Genomic DNA, 17215 nt, shown 5'->3' with positions numbered 1-17215 from the left:
CGGTTGGAAAAGAACTCAGTTCTTGCGACGCTGGCTGAGCGCGTCGAGCATCACGGCGGCGAAAATCACGCCGCCCTGAATGAACTGGGTCCAGAATGGATTGACGCCGAGCAGCGACAGACCGACATTGATCACGCCGATCAGCACCACGCCGATGAAGGTGCCGACAATCGATCCGCGACCGCCCGCGAGCGAGGTGCCGCCGATCACGATACCCGCGATCACCTGCAATTCGAGGCCGTTGGCCGCCGAAGGCAAGGCCGAGTTCAGACGTCCCGCGAGCACGATGCCGGCAATGGCCGCCGTCACGCCGGCCAGCATGTACGTGAGAAAAATCACGCGATGCACCGGAATGCCCGCGAGCCGCGCGGCTTCCTTGTTGCCGCCCACCGCGAAGACCTGATGCCCGAAGGTGGTCTTGCGCAGCAGCACATGGCCGATCAGAAACACGATCAGCATGACGATCATCGGCGCGGGCATGCCCGCCACCGACTTCGCGCCGAACGCGGTGAAAGCGCTGGGAAAATCGAATTTCGTGCGGCCGTCGGAAATGGCGAGCGTGAGGCCGCGTGCCATCGCCATCATCGCGAGCGTCACGATGAACGGCACGAGCCGCAACCATGCCACCGAAATACCGTTGAGCGCGCCGACGCCCGCGCCCACGGCAATTGCGATGGCGAGCCCTGCCACGCCGAGCCCGACGTTATCGGGTGTGGAGCCCGCCATCAGCGTCGCCGCCACCATGCCGCTCAACGCGACCAGCGAGCCGACCGAGAGGTCGATGCCCGAGGTGATAATGACGAAGGTGCCGCCCACCGCCGCGATGCCCACCACCGAGACCTGCACCATGATGTTGGTCAGCGTGCTGGTGGTGAGGAATTCCGGCGAAGCAATGGAAAGCGCCACGCAGATGATCACCAGCGCGGCGAACAGCGGGCCGATGCCGCTGCGCAACTGGCGCATCACCCGGCTCGAGCGCGCTTCAGAATCTGTCGGTTTTGCTGCCGTCGAAGTCATGCCCCTACTCCCGTCGTCGCCCATTGAATGACCGTCTCCGAATCCGCCTTGTCGCGCGGCAACTCGGTGACGATCCGGCCGCGATACATCACGAGCACGCGGTCCGACATGCCCAGCAGTTCCGGCAACTCCGAACTCACCATCACGACCGCCGCGCCCGCACGCGCCATCGACACCATATGCGCGTAGATCTCCGTTTTCGCGCCCACGTCGATGCCGCGCGTCGGTTCGTCGAGCATGATGACGGCGGGTTGCGTCGCACTGGCGCGGCCGAGAATCACCTTCTGCTGATTGCCGCCCGACAGATTGCCGGTGATTTGCAGCACCGAAGGCGCACGCACCGCGAAGCGCGTGCTTTCCTCCTGCGCGAGCTTGCGCTTGCGCGCGTTGCGCACGAAGCCGCCGGTGGCGAGTGCCTTGAGACTCGATAAAGCGATGTTTTCCTCGATGCTCGCGTCCAGCACCAGGCCTTCCAGCTTGCGGTCTTCCGCCGTGTAGACGAGGCCGTGGCGCACGCCTTCCGTGGGCGAATGGACCGACACCTTGCGGCCGCGTATATGAATTTCGCCTTCGGTCACTTTCAGTGCGCCGAAAATCGCCTTGAGCAATTCGGTGCGGCCCGCGCCCGCAATGCCAGCAATGCCGACGATTTCCCCGGCGCGCACGCTGAAACTCGCATGCCGCACAATCGGCGGACTCGCGAGATCGCGCACTTCCAGCACCACCGATCCATATTCGCGCGGCTCCCACGGATAGAACGAATCGAGGTTGCGCGCCACCATGGCCTGCACCAGTTCCTGCTCGGTCCATTGCGCCATCGGCCGCACGCCGACGGTCGCGCCGTCGCGCATCACCACGGCGGAGTCGGCCAGCTCGAATACTTCTTCCAGATGGTGCGAGATGAAAATGATGCCCATGCCCGCCGCACGCAACCGGCGCACCACGGCATACAGATTGGCGATATCGCCGGCCTGCAGGGCCGCGGTCGGTTCGTCCATCACGAGAATGCGAGCGTCGCGCGCAACGGCCTTGGCAACCTCGACGAGTTGACGTCTGTTCAACGGCAGGTCGCCGAGCCGCGTGGACGGCGACACGTTGTCGAGTCCCACCTGCGCGAGCGCTTCGCGTGCACGTTTGTCCGCATCGCGCCGCAGCACGAAGCCGTTGCGCGCCGGCATCCGGCCGAGAAACAGATTCTCGGCCACCGTCATGTCGTTGATGAGCGACAACTCCTGATAGATCACGGCGACACCGGCGTCGATCGCCGCGTTGGTGCCGCGCGCGAGCGGCTTGCCGTTGATCTCGATGGTGCCTTCGTCGGGCTCGTAGGCGCCCGACAGCGTCTTGATCAACGAGGATTTGCCCGCGCCGTTTTCGCCGACGATCGCCATGACATGCCCCGCGTGCAGCGTGAGACTCACGCCGCGCAGCGCCTTCACGCCGGGAAAGCTCTTGACGATGCCTTCCATATGCAGCAAAGGTGCATGGCCGCCGCGCCCATCAGGTGGCGCGGCGAGCGGGGACTGCGATTGCACTTGCCCGTTCATGTTCGATTCCTGATTGACACGACGCACGCATCGATTCGGGACGATGCGCGCGTCTGCCTTCATCTACCTGATCTACCTTTAACTGCGCGCCTCGCTTACTGGCTGACCTGCAACGACCAGAGTCCGTACTTCTTGGTTTCGTCGGAGTCGATGTTGGACTTGTCGATCAGCAGCGTCGGCCACGCGTAATTCGCCGGTACCGGCTTTTTCGCGTTGTTGTCGGCGATGAAGCTCAGTGCCTTGCCCGCCATCTCGATCGGGTTCTGCGAAATGGTCGCGTCCTGCTTGCCCGCGCGAATCGCGGAGAGCGCCTGCGCGGTGCCGTCCGCGCCGATCACCATGATGTGCTCCTTGTCGCCGAGCGGCTTGTAACGGCCGGCGTTGTCGATCGCTTTTTCCGCGCCGACGGTGTTGTCGTCGTTCGCGCCGAAGACCGCGTCGATCTGCGGGAATTTCTGCAGGATATTGGTCATCGCGTTCAGCGACTTCTCCTGGTCGAAGGCGCCTTCCTGACGCGCGACCACCTTGATATCCGGGTATTTCGCCATTTCGTCGCTGAAGCCTTTCTCGCGATCCGTCGCCGCTGTCGTGCCGACCAGCCCGATCAGATCGACCACGTTGCCTTTCGGCGAACCGTAGCGCTCCTTGAGTTTGTCGGCGATCCACTTCGCGCCGGTCGCGCCGAGCGCGACGTTATCCGACGCGACGAACGAGGTCACCGTGCCGCCATCCGAGCCGCGGTCGAGCGTGAACACCGGAATTCCCATCGAATTGGCTTTCTGCACGGCGGGAATGATGGCCTTCGAATCGATCGGATTCAGCACGAGCGCGGTCACGCCCTGGCTCAGCAGATTGTTGGCGTCGTTGACCTGCTGCTGGGCGTCGCCGTTCGCATTGGTCTGCACCAGGTCGAAGCCTTGCTCTTTCGCGCCCTTCTCCACGCCGAGTTTCAGGCCGACGAAGAATGCGTTGTTCAGGGTCGCCACGGAGAAGCCGATCTTGGGCTTGCCGCCCGCGGCGGCCGGCGCCGCACTCGCTCCTGCCACGGCCGCGGCGCTCGCGCCCGCATCGCTCGCTGCGGTCGTGGACGGCGCGGGTGACTCGCTCTTCGAACAGCCGCTCAACGCAGCGGCCGCGCACAGCACGATGGCGCCCGTCGACGCGCCCAAGGTGTTCCACCGCTCGAATCTTGCTGAATTCCAGGCCATGTCTGTCTCCATTGTTCAAGTTATCTAGCGCAGTGTGTTGCTGGTTGGTGTCAGGCTTTACTGTTGCTGCTCTCCCGCCGCATGCCGTAGTTGCTGAACTTCTTCACCACCTCGCCGATTTCCTCATCGGACAGCACGGGCGGTGGGCCGAGCTGACTGGCGAGCAGATACTGCTGCGCCAATACTTCGACTTCGTTGGCGAGCCATAGCGCCCGCGCCAGATCGCGGCCCAGCGCGATCACGCCATGATGCGCAAGCAGGCAGGCCGTGCGTCCTTGCAGTGCCTGCAAGGCGTGATCGGAGAGCGCCTGGCTGCCGAAGGTCGCATACGGCGCGCAGCGGATCGAATTGCCGCCTGCCGCCGCGACCATGTAGTGATGCGCGGGAATGTCCCGGCCGTGAATCGCCATCGCCGTGGCGGCGTTCGAATGCGTGTGCACGATTGCGTCGACGTCGTTGCGGGCGCACAGAATGTCGCGATGAAAACGCCACTCGCTCGACGGCCTGCGTTCGTTGAAGACGTCTGCGTCCGGTTGCACATCGAGCGGCAGGAACACGATCATGCCGGCGGTGAGCGAGGCGGCGGGCACCCCGCTCGGCGTGATCAGCAGCCCGTCGCGCCAGCGCACGCTGACGTTGCCCGAGGTGCCCTGATTGATGCGCAGCCGCTCCATCTCGAGCGCAGTCTGCACGATCTGCGCGCGCAGCGATGCCTCCGTCGTGGCTTCCTTTGTGGCTTCGCTCATGGCTTCGTTCGCAGCCTTGCCCATGCTCACGTGGTTTCTCCGAACAGCGTGGCGAATTGCGTGTCGAACGGCGCCGCGATGATGCCGCGCTCCGTGATGTAGCCCGTGACGAGATCGTGCGGCGTGACGTCGAAAGCGGGATTGCGCACCTTCACGCCTTCGGGCGCGACCGGCTGGCCGCCGACATGCGTGACTTCGTCGTCGCGGCGCTCCTCGATCACGATCGCGCTGCCGTCGGGCGTCTGCAGATCCAGTGTCGACGAAGGACAGGCAACGTAGAACGGCACCTTGAAATAGCGCGCAACGATGGCAAGGCTCAAAGTGCCGATCTTGTTGGCGAAGTCGCCGTTCGCGGCCACCCGATCCGCGCCGACGATCACCACGTCCACGCGCTTTTCCGCGATCATCGACGCTGCCATGCCGTCCGTGATCAAGGTCACGTCCACACCGGCTTGCTGCAATTCGTAGGCAGTGAGCCGTGCGCCTTGCAGCAGCGGACGCGTTTCATCCGCGTAGACGTGAAAAGCGACGCCCGCGCGCTGCGCCAGATAGATCGGTGCCGTGGCCGTACCGAGCCCGGTCGTGGCCAGCGCGCCCGCGTTGCAATGCGTGAGCACGCCGCTGCCGGGCGCAATGAGCGTCATGCCGTGTCGGCCGATCTGCTCGCACAGCGCCTGGTCTTCGCCGTGAATGCGCACGGCCTCGTCCACCAGTTCGCGATAGAGCAACGACGCGTCGCGCGCAGTGGAACGTTCCGCCACGCGCAACATGCGCTTCAGGCTCCAGCTCAGATTGACCGCGGTGGGCCGCGCGCTGTCGAGATACGCCGCGCGTTCCTCGAGCGCCTCGCGGAATGCCTCGATGGGCAGATCGCGCGCATCCTGCATGGCGACACACAATCCATAGGCGGCCGCCACGCCGATCGCCGGTGCACCGCGCACGCGCAGTTCGTGGATGGCGCGCCACACCGCATGGGCGTCGGTCAGGTTTTCAATCACCGTCGCCTGAGGCAGGCGGGTCTGATCGAGTATGCGCAAGCAATCGTCTTCCCACGCGAGCGTGGCCGGCAGGTTCAGGAAAGGCGACAGCGAAACCATGCGTGCTCCTGGTCGGGTTGAAGCGTGAGAGTCGACTGTGTCGGACGATGCGGGCGCCGTCATGACGCGCGTCCTCCGGCTTGCGCCTCGCGTGCTATTGCGAGCACCTGTGCGATGCCGTCGATCGCGTCGCGCTCCACCAGCAGGCGCTCGGCGCAACGCAGCACGCGCACTTCGACAGCGGCGCGCAAACTATGATCGGCAATGCTCGTGATATCGGCCACCTTGGCCATGCCGACAATGCGCCGGATCATCTTGCAGCCCGCGAAACCCAGCGACTGTGCGAGCAGCCGCCGCATGAAACGGGCGCGATAGGCTTCGACGCACACGCCGCCCGGATCGTCACCGATGAAATGACTCTTGCGCCGGCTTTCGTGCACGCGCCAAAGTTTCAGAAACGTCTTTTCGAAACCGCTCCAAACCGCGCTGACCTGTTCGAGCAGCCAGTCGCGATACGGCACGCCGTCCGCGTGAAGCTGCAATGCTGTGTCCTGTTCGCGGTCGTGCCAGTCGCGCGAAAAATAAGCCAGTAGCAGATTGGCCAGCACGGCGCCGATGTCGAAACCCATCGGTCCATAGAATGCGAATTCCGGATCGATTACGTAGGTTTCGTCTTCGTTCACCATGATCGAACCGGTGTGCAGATCGCCGTGCAGAAGCGTCTCCGCATCGTTCATGAACGACCATTTCATGTCGGCCACGGCAAGACGCAATGCGGGCGACTGTCGCAGCCGCTCGATTTCCGCGCGTGGAAACGCGGGGCTGTACACGTTCGACGGATGATCTTCGAATGGATACGTGAATACGAGGTCTTCGGTGATCTTGCACAACTCGGTGTTCACCGCATCGCTGACGGCATGCTTTTTCACGTCGGGCGCGAGAAACAGATCGGAACCGTAGAACAGCGTGTGGGCCAGATAGGTGGACAGATGCGCCGCGAGCTTCGGATAAACGATGCCATCCATCAGCGCCTGTCGCAGGATCCGATGCGAAGAGAGCCGCTGCATCACCATCAGGAACAGATCGCTGTCGGCGTGATACACGCGCGGAACATGCTGCGGGCACAGTGCGCCAAAACGCTGCAGCGCGGCGACTTCGCGCTCCATGCGATGCCGCGTGAGCGGCCACGATTTGCCGACGAGCCGCAGGAACGGCGGCGCCTGCTTCACCACGACACTTCTTTCGGGCGCACGCGCATTGCTCGCGAAATAGACGAAGTTCAGATTGCCGTCGCCCACTTCCGCAATGTCGAGATCGCCTGTTTCGCCGGGTTCATTCAACAACGCATACACCGCCGGAACACTGCGCAAATACGCCGACAACTCAGAAGAACTGAGTGCTTCGAATTCCATGAATGTCTCCTCCACGATCGAAACGGTTCAGCGCTTCTTGCGAACCAGATCGAACTTGAAGATGCTCGTGTTGTAGTAGTCGTTGCTATAGCAGATCGGCTCACCGGTCTGATCGAAATCCACTTCGTCGAGTAGCAGAAACAGGCCGAAGCCATCGCCCAGTTCGGGCAGATCGCGCGGCGTCAGAATGGTGGGCTGGATGGATGTGTGAGTGTGCGACAGCCTCCGTCCAGTCCGCTCGAACATGGCGAACAACGACTCGCCGAGTTCGCCGCCGCACGCGTCGAACACATGCTTCGGCACGGTGTCGATGCAATAGGCGGCAATCGCGTCGTCCGCGCAGCGCACACGTTCGATGCGCACACATTCGGCGCCTACGTCCAGCCGCAGCTTGCCGGCCAGACTCTCCGACGCCTTGATCTGTTCGACCTTCAGGCGGCAAGTGGCCGGGACGGCGCCCACGCTGCGGATCATGTCGGTGACAGACATCAGATCATCGAGGCCGCCGTGAAGCTTCAGAAAAATTTGTCTGACGAAGGTGCCGCGGCCCTGGACCCTGGAGAGCAGACCATGCGAGATCATCTGCGCGACCGCTTCCCGAAGACTCGACCGGCCGACCCCTAACTGCTCGCAAAGCTCTATTTCAGTGGGTATCTGGTCACCTGGCTTAAGCGATTTTTCCCGGATCATCGTCATCAACGATTCCTGGATTTTCTCGCTCATCGAGTGTTCGACGCTTAGGCGCATACACGGATCGCATGGACGGTACGGGAGCAATATAGATCAGATGTCTGATGTATTTTGGTGGTGTTTACCCTCGGCGCGGGATGTTGCGGTTGCACATTTTGAGGCGCCTGAATGGTGATTGGCTTTGTTGGCTGCCATCCACTATTCGTGAACATTTTATACAATTCATGTTATCGGTTCGCTCACAAAATGAATCGAATATCGAGCAAAAATATCCGTATTCACGCTAAATAAAACGCTATTTTCTCGTTTTTACAGGCAGGACAACTCGCGTGGCGACGATCTCAAAAATCCAGTTTTTAGAATTGGATTGTATAAAATATTCGCCCACGCTAAGATTGTTGTGTCGCGGCGACCTCGCCGCGCTTCGCCTCTCTCCGAACCCCTCCCGATTACCCAGGAACGCGTGATGTCGACCAAAATCTTCGAAGGCACAATCCCCGCACTGATGACCCCTTGCACTGCCGATCGCAAGCCGGATTTCGACGCGCTCGTCGCCAAGGGCCGTGAACTCGTCGACCTCGGCATGAGCGCCGTGGTGTACTGCGGATCGATGGGCGACTGGCCGCTTCTCACGGAAGCAGAACGTCAGGAAGGCGTTGCACGTCTCGTGGCGGCCGGCGTGCCGACCATCGTCGGAACCGGGGCGGTCAATTCCAGAGAAGCGGTTTCGCATGCCGCGCACGCGGCTAAAGTCGGCGCGCAAGGCTTGATGGTCATTCCTCGCGTGCTGTCGCGCGGATCGTCGCTCACTGCGCAAAAGGCCCATTTTTCCGCCATTCTCGCGGCCGCGCCCGGCCTGCCCGCTGTGATTTACAACAGCCCGTACTACGGCTTCGCCACGCGCGCGGATCTGTTCTTCGAATTGCGTCGTCAATTCCCCAACCTCATCGGCTTCAAGGAGTTCGGCGGTGCAGCCGACATGCGCTACGCAGCGGAGAACATCACGTCGCAGGACGACAGCGTGATTCTGATGGTCGGTGTCGATACGCAGGTCGTGCACGGCTTCGTGAATTGCGGCGCGTCGGGCGCCATCACGGGTATCGGCAATGCGTTGCCGCGTGAAGTTCTGCAACTGGTGAAGCTGAGCAAAAAGGCCGCCGCCGGCGACGTCACCGCGCGCAGGCTGGCGAAAGAACTCGACTCGGCACTGGCCGTTCTGTCTTCTTTCGACGAAGGAACCGACCTCGTTCTTTTCTACAAGTACCTGATGGTGCTGAACGGCGAGAAGGAATACACACTTCACTTCAACGAAACCGACGCACTTACCGACGCGCAGCGCAACTACGCCGAAACGCAATATGCGCTGTTCCGCACGTGGTACGGCGCGTGGTCCAAAGGCATCGACAACTGACATTCCACGTTACCGGCCAGCAGCGCGGCGAGTACTCGCCGCGCTGCTGGCCTGACATCGAACGGCAGCACTGGTGATAGAATTTGCGCCACCTTTACCGCCCGATCGACGTCCGCGGCTTGACTCCACTCCCGACTCTCCTATGAATTCAACAGCGGCATCCTCCCGGTCACGAGCAACTACCGTCGCTGAGGCTGCCGCAGACGAACTGCGGCGCAAGATACTCTCGGGCGAATTGCCGGAAGGCTTTCAGCTCAGACAGGACGCGCTCGCCGCCGAACTCGGCGTCAGTCGCATCCCCTTGCGTGAAGCACTGGTGCAACTCGAAGGCGAAGGACTGGTGCGCATCGTTCCGCACAAAGGGGCCATCGTGTCGGAGTTGTCCGCCCCGGAAATCGCCGAGCTGTTCGAATTGCGCGCGCTGCTCGAACCCAGTCTGCTGAAAAAGTCGGCGCCAAAACTCACGGCCGCCGACTTCGCCGAACTCGATCTCATCCTTGCCGAATATCGGCAGGAATTGCACGCGCAGAACCCCGCACGCTGGGGTGAATTGAATACCCGTCTGCACGATCTGCTCATGTCCCGAGCCGACCAGCCGCGTACCTCGGCTATCGTCAGTTCACTGCTCCAGCAAACCGACCGCTATACGCGGCTTCAGCTTTCGCTGAGCGCCGAAAGTTGCAGGCGTGCCGAAGAGGAGCACGGCGAACTGGTTCGTCTGTGCAAAGTGGGCGACGTACGCGGCGCGGCGTCGCTTCTAAAGCGGCATATCGACCATGCGTGCGATGAACTCAAAGCGTTCATCGTGTCGCGCAGGCGGCTCTCCCGCTGAGCCGGCCTGCGCCTTCACGTGATTACATGGGTCGTGTCTGCTTGACGAGCTTACCGCTCTGAAACACGTACTCGATTCTCTCGGCGCCGTTCGCCACGGCTTCGATATCGACCAGCGGATCGCCATTCACCACCAGCACATCGGCGAGTGCGCCCGCTGCGATCACGCCGAGTTGGCCCTGACGGTTCAGCACTTCGGCGCCAATCGTCGTGGCCGAGCGCAAGGTTTCGAGATTCCCGATGACCTCCGAACGAATGCGGAATTCGTTGCTCTGGAACTCCTGCATCTCGCCGAGCAGATCCGAGCCGAAACCCATCGGCACGCCTGCCTGGCGGAAAATTTCGAGCGATTCGCGCCCGGCCTTCTGCACGCCCTCCACTTTCGCAATCGAATCCGCCGTGAGCCCGAGCTTCGCGCCGTAGACGCCGAGCACGTCGTAGGTCGCCAGCGTCGGCACCGCGTAGGCGCCATGCTCGCGCATCACTTTCGCCGCAGCCTCGTCGACCAGGTTGCCGTGCTCGATCGTGCGAACGCCGCAGCGCACCGCGCGGGCGATGGCTCGTCCCGTGTACGCGTGAGCCATGACGTAGGTATTGGCGGCCTCGGCTTCGGCAACGATCGCGCGGATTTCATCTTCCGAGTACTGCGTATTGGCGATCGGATCGAATTGCGACGCAACGCCCCCCGACGCCATGATCTTGATCTGCGTCGCGCCACGCAGAATTTCCTCGCGCGCGGCGAGGCGCACGTTGTCCACGCCGTCCACCACGCGCGCAATCGCGCCCGCGCGAAAACAGCACGAACAGGGCTCGAACGTATCGCTGCGCGGACGAAAGTCGCCATGGCCGCCCGTCTGCGATAACGCCTTGCCCGACGGGAAAATGCGTGGCCCCGGAGTCAGGCCCGTCTCGATTGCATGCATGAGCGCCCAGTCGGCGCCGCCCGCGTCGCGCACGGTCGTAAAGCCGCGCGAGAGCATGGCGTCGAGTAAGGGCAACGCGCGAATCGTCGCGAGGATATTCGGCTGGGCCGCATTGGTGCCGAGATTCGCGTGCGAGGCCAGCACGTGTACGTGACAATCGATGAACCCCGGCATGATCGTCTTGCCCTTTGCATCGATCACGCGCGCGTCGTGGAACTCCGTGCGAGCATTCGTCACCTCGACGATCCGTTCGCCTTCGATGACCACGGAATAACCTTCCAGGTACGTCCCCTTCTCCAGATCGAGGACGTTACCGTTTTTCAGAACCGTAATTGGCATGCACACTCCTAGTTTGCAATGGCGAGGCGGTTGCGCTTGTCGGCGAGACACCATGTTCCGGCAAGACTCACGAGGCACGCGCACATCACGTAGAACGCGGGCGCCATGTTGCTGCCCGTTCTGGCGATCAGCCACGTGATGAAGAAAGGCCCGAAGCCGCCGAACAGCATGACCGCGAAGTTGTAGGCCACGGAAAGCCCGGTGGACAGCACCCGAGCCGGGAACAGATCGGCCATGGCGGTCAGAATCGGCGAGCTGTACATGGCGATCAGGAATCCGAAGAAGGCCTGAAACACCAGCAGTGCACCGAGGCTCGGCGCGTTCACGACCCACGCGAACATCGGGTACGCGAAGATCAGCATGGCGATGGCCGCGGCGGTAAGAAAAGGACGCTGGCCGTATTTGTCCGCGAGTTTGCCGATGATCGGCGACGCGACGAGCAGTACAGTGCCACCGAGCATGCCGGAGATAAGGCCGGCCGATTGCGGTAAATGCAGCGAGCGCACCGAATAGGTCGGCATGTAGTAGAGAAACACGTAGCTGCTGACGGTCCACAGGATGACCATCGAGAAACTGGCAAACGTCTGCCGCGGATACGTGCGAATGATTTCCTTGAGCGGCGAATCGGTCTTCTCGCTCTCGCGCATCGCGCTATACACCGGCGTCTCGTCGATACGGCTGCGAATGAAGTAGCCCACCGGTCCGATCAGCACGCCGAGCAGGAACGGCACGCGCCATCCCCATGCGTTGAGCGCGGCGGAATCCAGCGTCGACGTGACGAGCGTGCCGATGCCGGTGCCGACGAGCACGGCAAGACCGATACTGGCCTGAATCCAGCTCGAATAATACGTGCGGCTTTCCTTGGGCGCGTATTCGGTCAGAAATGCCGTGGCGCCGCCCATTTCGCCGCCCGCGGAAAAGCCCTGCAAAAGACGGGCGAGCACGACGATCAGCGGCGCCGCGAGACCGATCTTTTCATAACTCGGCGTGATGCCGACGAGCCCCGTGCCTACCGCCATCAGCACGATGGTCAGCGACAGCGCGAACTTGCGGCCGACCCGGTCGGACAGCACGCCGAGCACGATTCCGCCAACCGGACGCATGACGAAACCGACCCCGAAGGTGGCGACCGACAGCAGCAGCGAAGTCAGTTCGTTGCCCGTGGGAAAGAACTGCTTCGCGATCGTCACGGCGAAGAAACTATAGACGGTCCAGTCGAACCACTCGAAGCCGTTACCGATGACTGTCGCCACGATGGCGCGCCGGCGGTACAGGGCGAGCGATTTTTCGTCGTGAGGCTTACGCGTAGAATCGTTTGACACACTGATCTCCTCAATTTAACTGCGTAACTGCGAATTCGGTTGAACCGTCACACATCTGTCGTGCATGGTAGGAAGCCGAATTTGCGCCGTCTTGAGTGTTTGCCGTGTGCGACAGGACGAATTCGGCATAGTTCACGTGGTGCGGCGCCGCCGTGTTCACGAATCATTGGCCGGCGCGGCGCACGCGTGGATGCAGCAGCGCGCGATACTGACTCGGCGTCATTCCGACAGTAGTCCTGAACTGGCGCGTGAAGGCGCTGTGATCGGCATAACCGCATTGAGCCGCCACTTCGGTAATGCTCAATTCGCGCGCGAGTAATGCCGATGCTGCATCGAGGCGCGTTTTCAGCAGGAACTGGCGCGGCGTCAGATGAAAGATGCGGTGAAAGTAGCGCTCCATCTGTGCGACTGACATGTCGATGAGCTTCGCGAGTCGCGCGAGCTTGATGGGTTGCGCGTAGTTTTCCTGGATGTAGCCGGCCGCGATGGCAAGACGCCGATATGCCGGATGCTCGCCCTCGGCAGCGCGCAGATCGCGCGAAATGCCCGCGACGCCCACTACGTCGCCGTTGCCATTGCAAAGCGGCAATTTGGACGTGAGGCACCAGCCGGGCTGGCGGCCGCCATACAGATGCAATTCGAGCTGGTCGGTCAGGCGCGTTTTGTCTCGCACCACGGCTTCGTCCTGCGCGGTGTAGCTCAGGCCAAAACGCGCGGGGAAGACTTCTTCGGCGGTTTTTCCGTGCAAAAGGTGCTTGTTTTTAAAACCGCATCGCAGAGCGAGTGTCGTGTTGACCAGCACGTAGCGCGCGTCGTGATCCTTGACGAAGAACACCACGTCCGACATGGCGTCGAAGAGCGGTTCGAGCAACGAGAAATGCGCCACCATCTGTTCGATCGACGAAGCATGACTGACGGACTGCAGAAACAGATCTGGCATGAGGGCCCGAAGAGGCTTGTTTTCGAGGGTATCGGCGCAAGATTGGCGGCCTCACGCCGCCACCTGCATGAACGCTCAGGATTGCGGCGCGGCTTCCGACGCGGCTTCCATCAGTGTGCCGACGCGCACCGGCACGAACGGTGGCCGCTGTCCGTTTCGCGGCCAGCCAAAACAGAACGCCGCCGCTTCACCGCATATCTTTCCCTGACACGGGCCCATGCCGCAGCGCGTGTGCAGTTTTGCATCGCGCCACGAACGGTGCTGCGCGGCCTCGCCGCACGTGACGTCTTCGCAGCGGCACAGTATCGTGTCCGGCGCGGCCATGTTCCGCAGATGCGGCGCGAGCGCGAAGGCCGTGTGCAGGCGGTCGGCGAAACGGCGGTAACGTGCACGTCTGTTGAAAAGCGCGCGGGCGTTCTCGCGTGCGCCGAGCGCGGCATAGGCCGCGATGCGGCCTTCGACCGCCGACAACTCCATGCCGCCCACGCCCGTCGATTCGCCCGCCGCGTAGATGTCGGGCACCGATGTGGACTGCCAGTCGTCCACCTCGAGCGCGACGGTGTCGTGCACATCGCGCAACGCGCAGCCGAGCGCGACACCGATCGACGTATTCGGTACGAGACCGTAAGCGCAGGCGAGCCGCTCGCAATCTATCGTTGTTTCGCCCCGACGCTCACGCTGGTGAATCCGCACGCGGGCGAGTCCGCCCTCTGCCCCCTCACCGATCGCTTCGACCACATGCGCGCCGCACAGATACGGCGTGTCGTGCAAATCAAGCCGCAGGCGTAATGCTTGCGCGAGTTTGGCGGGCGTCGAGACGAGCCCTGCCGCGAAGCCGCGCACCGAGCGCGGCGAGGCCTGTTCGACGATCGCGGCAATGCGGGCGCCGGCGGTGCGGGCGGTAGCGGCCGAGGCCCACAGAAGCGGCCCGCTTCCCGCCACGACGACCCGTTGACCGCGCACCGGCGTGCCGCCTTTTATGAGCGCCTGCAAGCCGCCCGCGCCCGTGACACCGGGTAATGTCCAGCCGGGGAACGGCAGGAAGCGCTCGCGCGCGCCTGTCGCCACGATCAGCTTGTCGTAGCCGATTACCACGCCGGACTGGCGGTTTTCCGCGAGCAGTTGTTTGCCCGGCAAAGCCTGCGCGACACGCGTACCGCTCATCCACGTCACGTTGGGCTGCTGCGTCAGCGCGTCGATGACCGCGCGCGCCTGGCGATCCGGCGCATGCTCCGGACCCTGCCGCCAGATCTGGCCACCAGGCAAGGCGTTATCGTCGACGATGCCGACCCGGCACCCTGTTTGCGCGGCCACCTGGGCCGCGTGCAAACCAGCGGGGCCCGCGCCGATAATCAGGATGTCGAAGTTCATTGGCGAGCTTCTCCGGTCACGACCTGCATGCCTTCGACGCAGCTCATCTGGCAGGCCAGCCGGTGCGGTTCTCCGTCAATCGTGACGCGGCATTCCTGGCAGATGCCCATGCCGCAAAGCGGACCGCGCAGCGAGCCCGCTACCGAGCGGCGCGTCACGATCCCTGCGCCGCGCGAATCTGCCGCCGCATAGGCGATCGCCGCGGCCACCGTGATACCGGGCGGTACGCGCACCGGTTTGTCATCGACGTAGAGGGAAATCAGTTCAGGCATGGGCCGTCTCCTGCCCCGCACTATTCGTGCGCGCCGCAAAATACGGGCTGGGATCGATCGGCAGGGACTCGCCGGTGGCGAGCATCTGCGCCGCGATCAGCCTGCCGGTGGCGAGCGCCGTCGTGACACCGAGGCCTTCGTGGCCCGTGGCGAGCCACGTCGACGCATGGCATCCGCGCGGCAGGAACGGCGCGGCGGGACCGATGAGCGGCAAGCCGTCGTGCGTCGCGGGACGAAAACCCGTCCACGCACGGATCGCCTGCAAGGACGCGAGGCCCGGCATGTAGTCGGCTGCGCGCGTCAGCATGCGGCCAAGTATGGCCGGCTCGACCGCCGGGTCGACACTGTCGAACTGCCGCGATGAGCCGATCAGCAGTTGTCCCGTCGGACGCGGCTGGACGTTGAAGGCAACCGAGGTGCCGCTCGTGTTGTGGGCGCTTTTGATGTAGCCCAGTTCGAGAATCTGATGACGCACCATGCCCGGATAACGGTCGGTGATGAGCAGGTGGCCTTTTTTGGCCTGCATCGGCAAATCCGGCAGCAGGTGCATGGCCTGGAGTCCGTTGGCGATCAGCACCGAGCCGGCGGCGCAGCGCTCGCCGCTCGCGAGAACCACGCCCTGTTCGTCCACGCGCGTAACGGCCGTATCGAGCCGCACGTCGATATGGCCCGCGCCGCACTGCGCCAGCAGCCATGCCGCGACCGTGGGCGCGTACACCACGCAGTCGTCGCCGACGATCATGCCGCCACGCAAGCCGTCGCGTAACGCTGGTTCGGCGTCCCGCATCTGCTGCGCGTCGAGCACCTCGCTCGCGATTCCGCGCTGCCTGAGCGCCGCATGGCGCGTCTCGGCGAGCGCGTATTCCTCGTCGTCCGCCGCGACCCATAGCGTGCCGCAGCGCGTGAACGCGTGCCGTGAGTCGAGCCTCGCGGACAAATCCAGCCACAGTTCGCGCGACCACGCGGACAGCGCGAATTCCGCGGGCGAATCGTCCATCACGGCGACATGGCCCATGCCCGCCGCCGTCACGCCGCCGCCGATACCGGCCTGATCGAAAACCTGCACGCGCGCGCCGCGCTGGGCCAGTTCATACGCACAGGCGGCGCCCACGATGCCCGCGCCGACGACGATCACATCCGGCCTCGTCATTGCGCGCGAATGCCCCATGCGAACGGATCGTCGCTCGCAAAGATCAGTTTCGATTCGGCGCTGACGTGGGCCGTGCCGCAAATGCTCGGCCGCACGTAGCCGGCGGGCAGACTTGCGTCGCGCTCGTATTGCGCTTCGAACACGCTGCCGATGATGCTCTCCTGGCGCCACACCACGCCCTCGGCGAGCTTGCCGTCCGCCGCGAGACAGGCAAGCTTCGCACTCGTGCCCGTGCCGCACGGCGAGCGGTCGTAGGCCTTGCCGGGACACAGGACGAAGCTGCGGCTGTCGAGGCCCGCGTGCGACGGCGCATCGAACAGCTCAACATGGTCGATCAGCGCCCCGTCTTCTCCGGTCACACCGTTTGCTTCGAGTGTTTCGCGGATCGCCCACGATGCCTGCGTCAGCGCGTCGACACCGGCACTCGCGAGCGAAAGACCGTGATCGGAGACGAGGAAAAACCAGTTGCCGCCCCACGCGATATCGCCGTGCACGAGGCCGAGGCCCGGCACGTCGAGCGCCACGTTCTGGCGATACCGGTAGGCAGGCACGTTGCGCACCGTCACGCTGAGGTCGTCGTGCAACTGCGCTTCGACGATCCCCACCGGCGTGTCGATGCGGTGCATGCCGGGCGCGATACGGCCCATGTGCGCCAGCGAAACGATCAGGCCGATGGTGCCGTGACCGCACATGCCGAGAAAGCCGACGTTATTGAAGAAGATGACGCCTGCCGAACAGTCGCTCTCGTAAGGCTCGCAAAGCAGCGCACCGACCATTACGTCGGAGCCGCGCGGCTCGTTGACGATGCCCGAGCGGATGTCGTCGAAATCCCGCCGGAAAATATCGAGGCGCTGGCTGAGCGGACCGTTCCCGAGATCGGGGCCGCCGTCCACGACGAGACGTGTCGGCTCGCCGCCCGTGTGCGAGTCGATGACTGAGATGGCAAGGTGTGTTTTCATGAACGACGATGCTACCCGCCGGATGGCGCCGGGTCTTGAC

At 63.3% G+C, this 17215-nt stretch carries 16 protein-coding genes; 2 read left to right on the top strand and 14 right to left on the bottom strand.

Features of this window, described 5'->3' with window-relative positions:
* Window positions 1-15 precede the first annotated feature (15 nt).
* From P3T18_RS32480 to P3T18_RS32450, 7 genes are all read right to left on the bottom strand, one after another.
* Window positions 16-1017 (bottom strand): ABC transporter permease, encoded by a 1002-nt coding sequence (locus P3T18_RS32480; RefSeq protein WP_429304070.1) that lies wholly within the window; start codon window positions 1015-1017, stop codon window positions 16-18.
* Window positions 1014-2564 (bottom strand): sugar ABC transporter ATP-binding protein, encoded by a 1551-nt coding sequence (locus P3T18_RS32475; protein WP_429304069.1) that lies wholly within the window; start codon window positions 2562-2564, stop codon window positions 1014-1016. Before P3T18_RS32475 ends, P3T18_RS32480 begins: the two co-directional genes overlap by 4 nt.
* Before the next feature lie 95 nt (window positions 2565-2659).
* Window positions 2660-3772 carry a sugar ABC transporter substrate-binding protein gene (locus tag P3T18_RS32470; protein WP_429304068.1) on the bottom strand — a complete coding sequence of 371 codons (1113 nt, stop codon included), beginning with the start codon at window positions 3770-3772 and terminating at the stop codon, window positions 2660-2662.
* Window positions 3773-3822: 50 nt separating this feature from the next.
* Complete coding sequence (locus tag P3T18_RS32465) at window positions 3823-4518, bottom strand: class II aldolase/adducin family protein (RefSeq protein ID WP_429304067.1); 696 nt, start codon at window positions 4516-4518, stop codon at window positions 3823-3825.
* Window positions 4519-4544: 26 nt separating this feature from the next.
* Window positions 4545-5615, bottom strand: a complete 1071-nt coding sequence (gene mtnA / locus P3T18_RS32460) for an S-methyl-5-thioribose-1-phosphate isomerase (RefSeq protein ID WP_429304066.1) — start codon at window positions 5613-5615, stop codon at window positions 4545-4547.
* A gap of 59 nt (window positions 5616-5674) precedes the next feature.
* The gene (gene mtnK / locus P3T18_RS32455; RefSeq protein WP_429304065.1) at window positions 5675-6967 is read right to left on the bottom strand and encodes an S-methyl-5-thioribose kinase; all 1293 of its coding nucleotides are present in this window, start codon (window positions 6965-6967) and stop codon (window positions 5675-5677) included.
* 27 nt (window positions 6968-6994) lie between these two features.
* Window positions 6995-7690 carry a GntR family transcriptional regulator gene (locus P3T18_RS32450; RefSeq protein WP_429304064.1) on the bottom strand — a complete coding sequence of 232 codons (696 nt, stop codon included), beginning with the start codon at window positions 7688-7690 and terminating at the stop codon, window positions 6995-6997.
* Window positions 7691-8123: 433 nt separating this feature from the next.
* Between P3T18_RS32450 and P3T18_RS32445 the strand changes: the two genes are divergently transcribed.
* Together P3T18_RS32445 and P3T18_RS32440 are read left to right on the top strand one after the other, a co-directional pair.
* The gene (locus P3T18_RS32445; protein WP_429304063.1) at window positions 8124-9068 is read left to right on the top strand and encodes a dihydrodipicolinate synthase family protein; all 945 of its coding nucleotides are present in this window, start codon (window positions 8124-8126) and stop codon (window positions 9066-9068) included.
* 142 nt (window positions 9069-9210) lie between these two features.
* Window positions 9211-9900 (top strand): GntR family transcriptional regulator, encoded by a 690-nt coding sequence (locus P3T18_RS32440; protein WP_429304062.1) that lies wholly within the window; start codon window positions 9211-9213, stop codon window positions 9898-9900.
* Window positions 9901-9922: 22 nt separating this feature from the next.
* Here P3T18_RS32440 and P3T18_RS32435 read toward each other — a convergent pair whose 3' ends face one another.
* The 7 genes from P3T18_RS32435 to P3T18_RS32405 form a co-directional block, all read right to left on the bottom strand.
* A complete protein-coding gene (locus P3T18_RS32435; RefSeq protein ID WP_429304061.1) occupies window positions 9923-11161 on the bottom strand; it encodes an amidohydrolase family protein in 1239 nt (412 codons plus the stop codon).
* A gap of 8 nt (window positions 11162-11169) precedes the next feature.
* Entirely contained in the window at window positions 11170-12483 is a 1314-nt protein-coding gene (locus P3T18_RS32430) for an MFS transporter (protein WP_429304060.1), read from the bottom strand.
* Between the two features lie 163 nt (window positions 12484-12646).
* Window positions 12647-13423, bottom strand: coding sequence for a helix-turn-helix domain-containing protein (locus tag P3T18_RS32425; protein ID WP_429304059.1), 777 nt, complete (start codon window positions 13421-13423; stop codon window positions 12647-12649).
* Between the two features lie 75 nt (window positions 13424-13498).
* Window positions 13499-14794: an FAD-dependent oxidoreductase gene (locus P3T18_RS32420; RefSeq protein ID WP_429304058.1), complete on the bottom strand. Its 1296-nt coding sequence runs from the start codon at window positions 14792-14794 to the stop codon at window positions 13499-13501.
* Complete coding sequence (locus P3T18_RS32415; protein WP_429304057.1) at window positions 14791-15066, bottom strand: 2Fe-2S iron-sulfur cluster-binding protein; 276 nt, start codon at window positions 15064-15066, stop codon at window positions 14791-14793. Before P3T18_RS32415 ends, P3T18_RS32420 begins: the two co-directional genes overlap by 4 nt.
* A complete protein-coding gene (locus tag P3T18_RS32410) occupies window positions 15059-16216 on the bottom strand; it encodes an NAD(P)/FAD-dependent oxidoreductase (RefSeq protein WP_429304056.1) in 1158 nt (385 codons plus the stop codon). Before P3T18_RS32410 ends, P3T18_RS32415 begins: the two co-directional genes overlap by 8 nt.
* Entirely contained in the window at window positions 16213-17175 is a 963-nt protein-coding gene (locus P3T18_RS32405; protein ID WP_429304055.1) for a 4-hydroxyproline epimerase, read from the bottom strand. The genes P3T18_RS32410 and P3T18_RS32405 overlap by 4 nt, the downstream gene beginning before the upstream one ends.
* Between the last annotated feature and the right edge of the window lie 40 nt (window positions 17176-17215).

It is taken from the genome of Paraburkholderia sp. GAS199, assembly GCF_050436585.1.
Classification (GTDB): domain Bacteria; phylum Pseudomonadota; class Gammaproteobacteria; order Burkholderiales; family Burkholderiaceae; genus Paraburkholderia.
Note: the sequence above shows the minus strand (reverse complement) of the source record. Positions and strands in the feature narration are given on the sequence as shown.

Bases quoted from the DNA above. Each gene is read 5' to 3' on its own strand.
- P3T18_RS32440 (WP_429304062.1), top strand. From the start codon at position 9,211: ATGAATTCAACAGCGGCATCCTCCCGGTCACGAGCAACTACCGTCGCT.
- P3T18_RS32450 (WP_429304064.1), bottom strand. From the start codon at position 7,690: ATGAGCGAGAAAATCCAGGAATCGTTGATGACGATGATCCGGGAAAAA.
- P3T18_RS32445 (WP_429304063.1), top strand. From the start codon at position 8,124: ATGTCGACCAAAATCTTCGAAGGCACAATCCCCGCACTGATGACCCCT.
- P3T18_RS32435 (WP_429304061.1), bottom strand. From the start codon at position 11,161: ATGCCAATTACGGTTCTGAAAAACGGTAACGTCCTCGATCTGGAGAAG.
- mtnK (WP_429304065.1), bottom strand. From the start codon at position 6,967: ATGGAATTCGAAGCACTCAGTTCTTCTGAGTTGTCGGCGTATTTGCGC.
- P3T18_RS32465 (WP_429304067.1), bottom strand. From the start codon at position 4,518: ATGAGCGAAGCCACAAAGGAAGCCACGACGGAGGCATCGCTGCGCGCG.
- P3T18_RS32405 (WP_429304055.1), bottom strand. From the start codon at position 17,175: ATGAAAACACACCTTGCCATCTCAGTCATCGACTCGCACACGGGCGGC.
- mtnA (WP_429304066.1), bottom strand. From the start codon at position 5,615: ATGGTTTCGCTGTCGCCTTTCCTGAACCTGCCGGCCACGCTCGCGTGG.
- P3T18_RS32420 (WP_429304058.1), bottom strand. From the start codon at position 14,794: ATGAACTTCGACATCCTGATTATCGGCGCGGGCCCCGCTGGTTTGCAC.
- P3T18_RS32470 (WP_429304068.1), bottom strand. From the start codon at position 3,772: ATGGCCTGGAATTCAGCAAGATTCGAGCGGTGGAACACCTTGGGCGCG.
- P3T18_RS32415 (WP_429304057.1), bottom strand. From the start codon at position 15,066: ATGCCTGAACTGATTTCCCTCTACGTCGATGACAAACCGGTGCGCGTA.
- P3T18_RS32425 (WP_429304059.1), bottom strand. From the start codon at position 13,423: ATGCCAGATCTGTTTCTGCAGTCCGTCAGTCATGCTTCGTCGATCGAA.
- P3T18_RS32410 (WP_429304056.1), bottom strand. From the start codon at position 16,216: ATGACGAGGCCGGATGTGATCGTCGTCGGCGCGGGCATCGTGGGCGCC.
- P3T18_RS32475 (WP_429304069.1), bottom strand. From the start codon at position 2,564: ATGAACGGGCAAGTGCAATCGCAGTCCCCGCTCGCCGCGCCACCTGAT.
- P3T18_RS32480 (WP_429304070.1), bottom strand. From the start codon at position 1,017: ATGACTTCGACGGCAGCAAAACCGACAGATTCTGAAGCGCGCTCGAGC.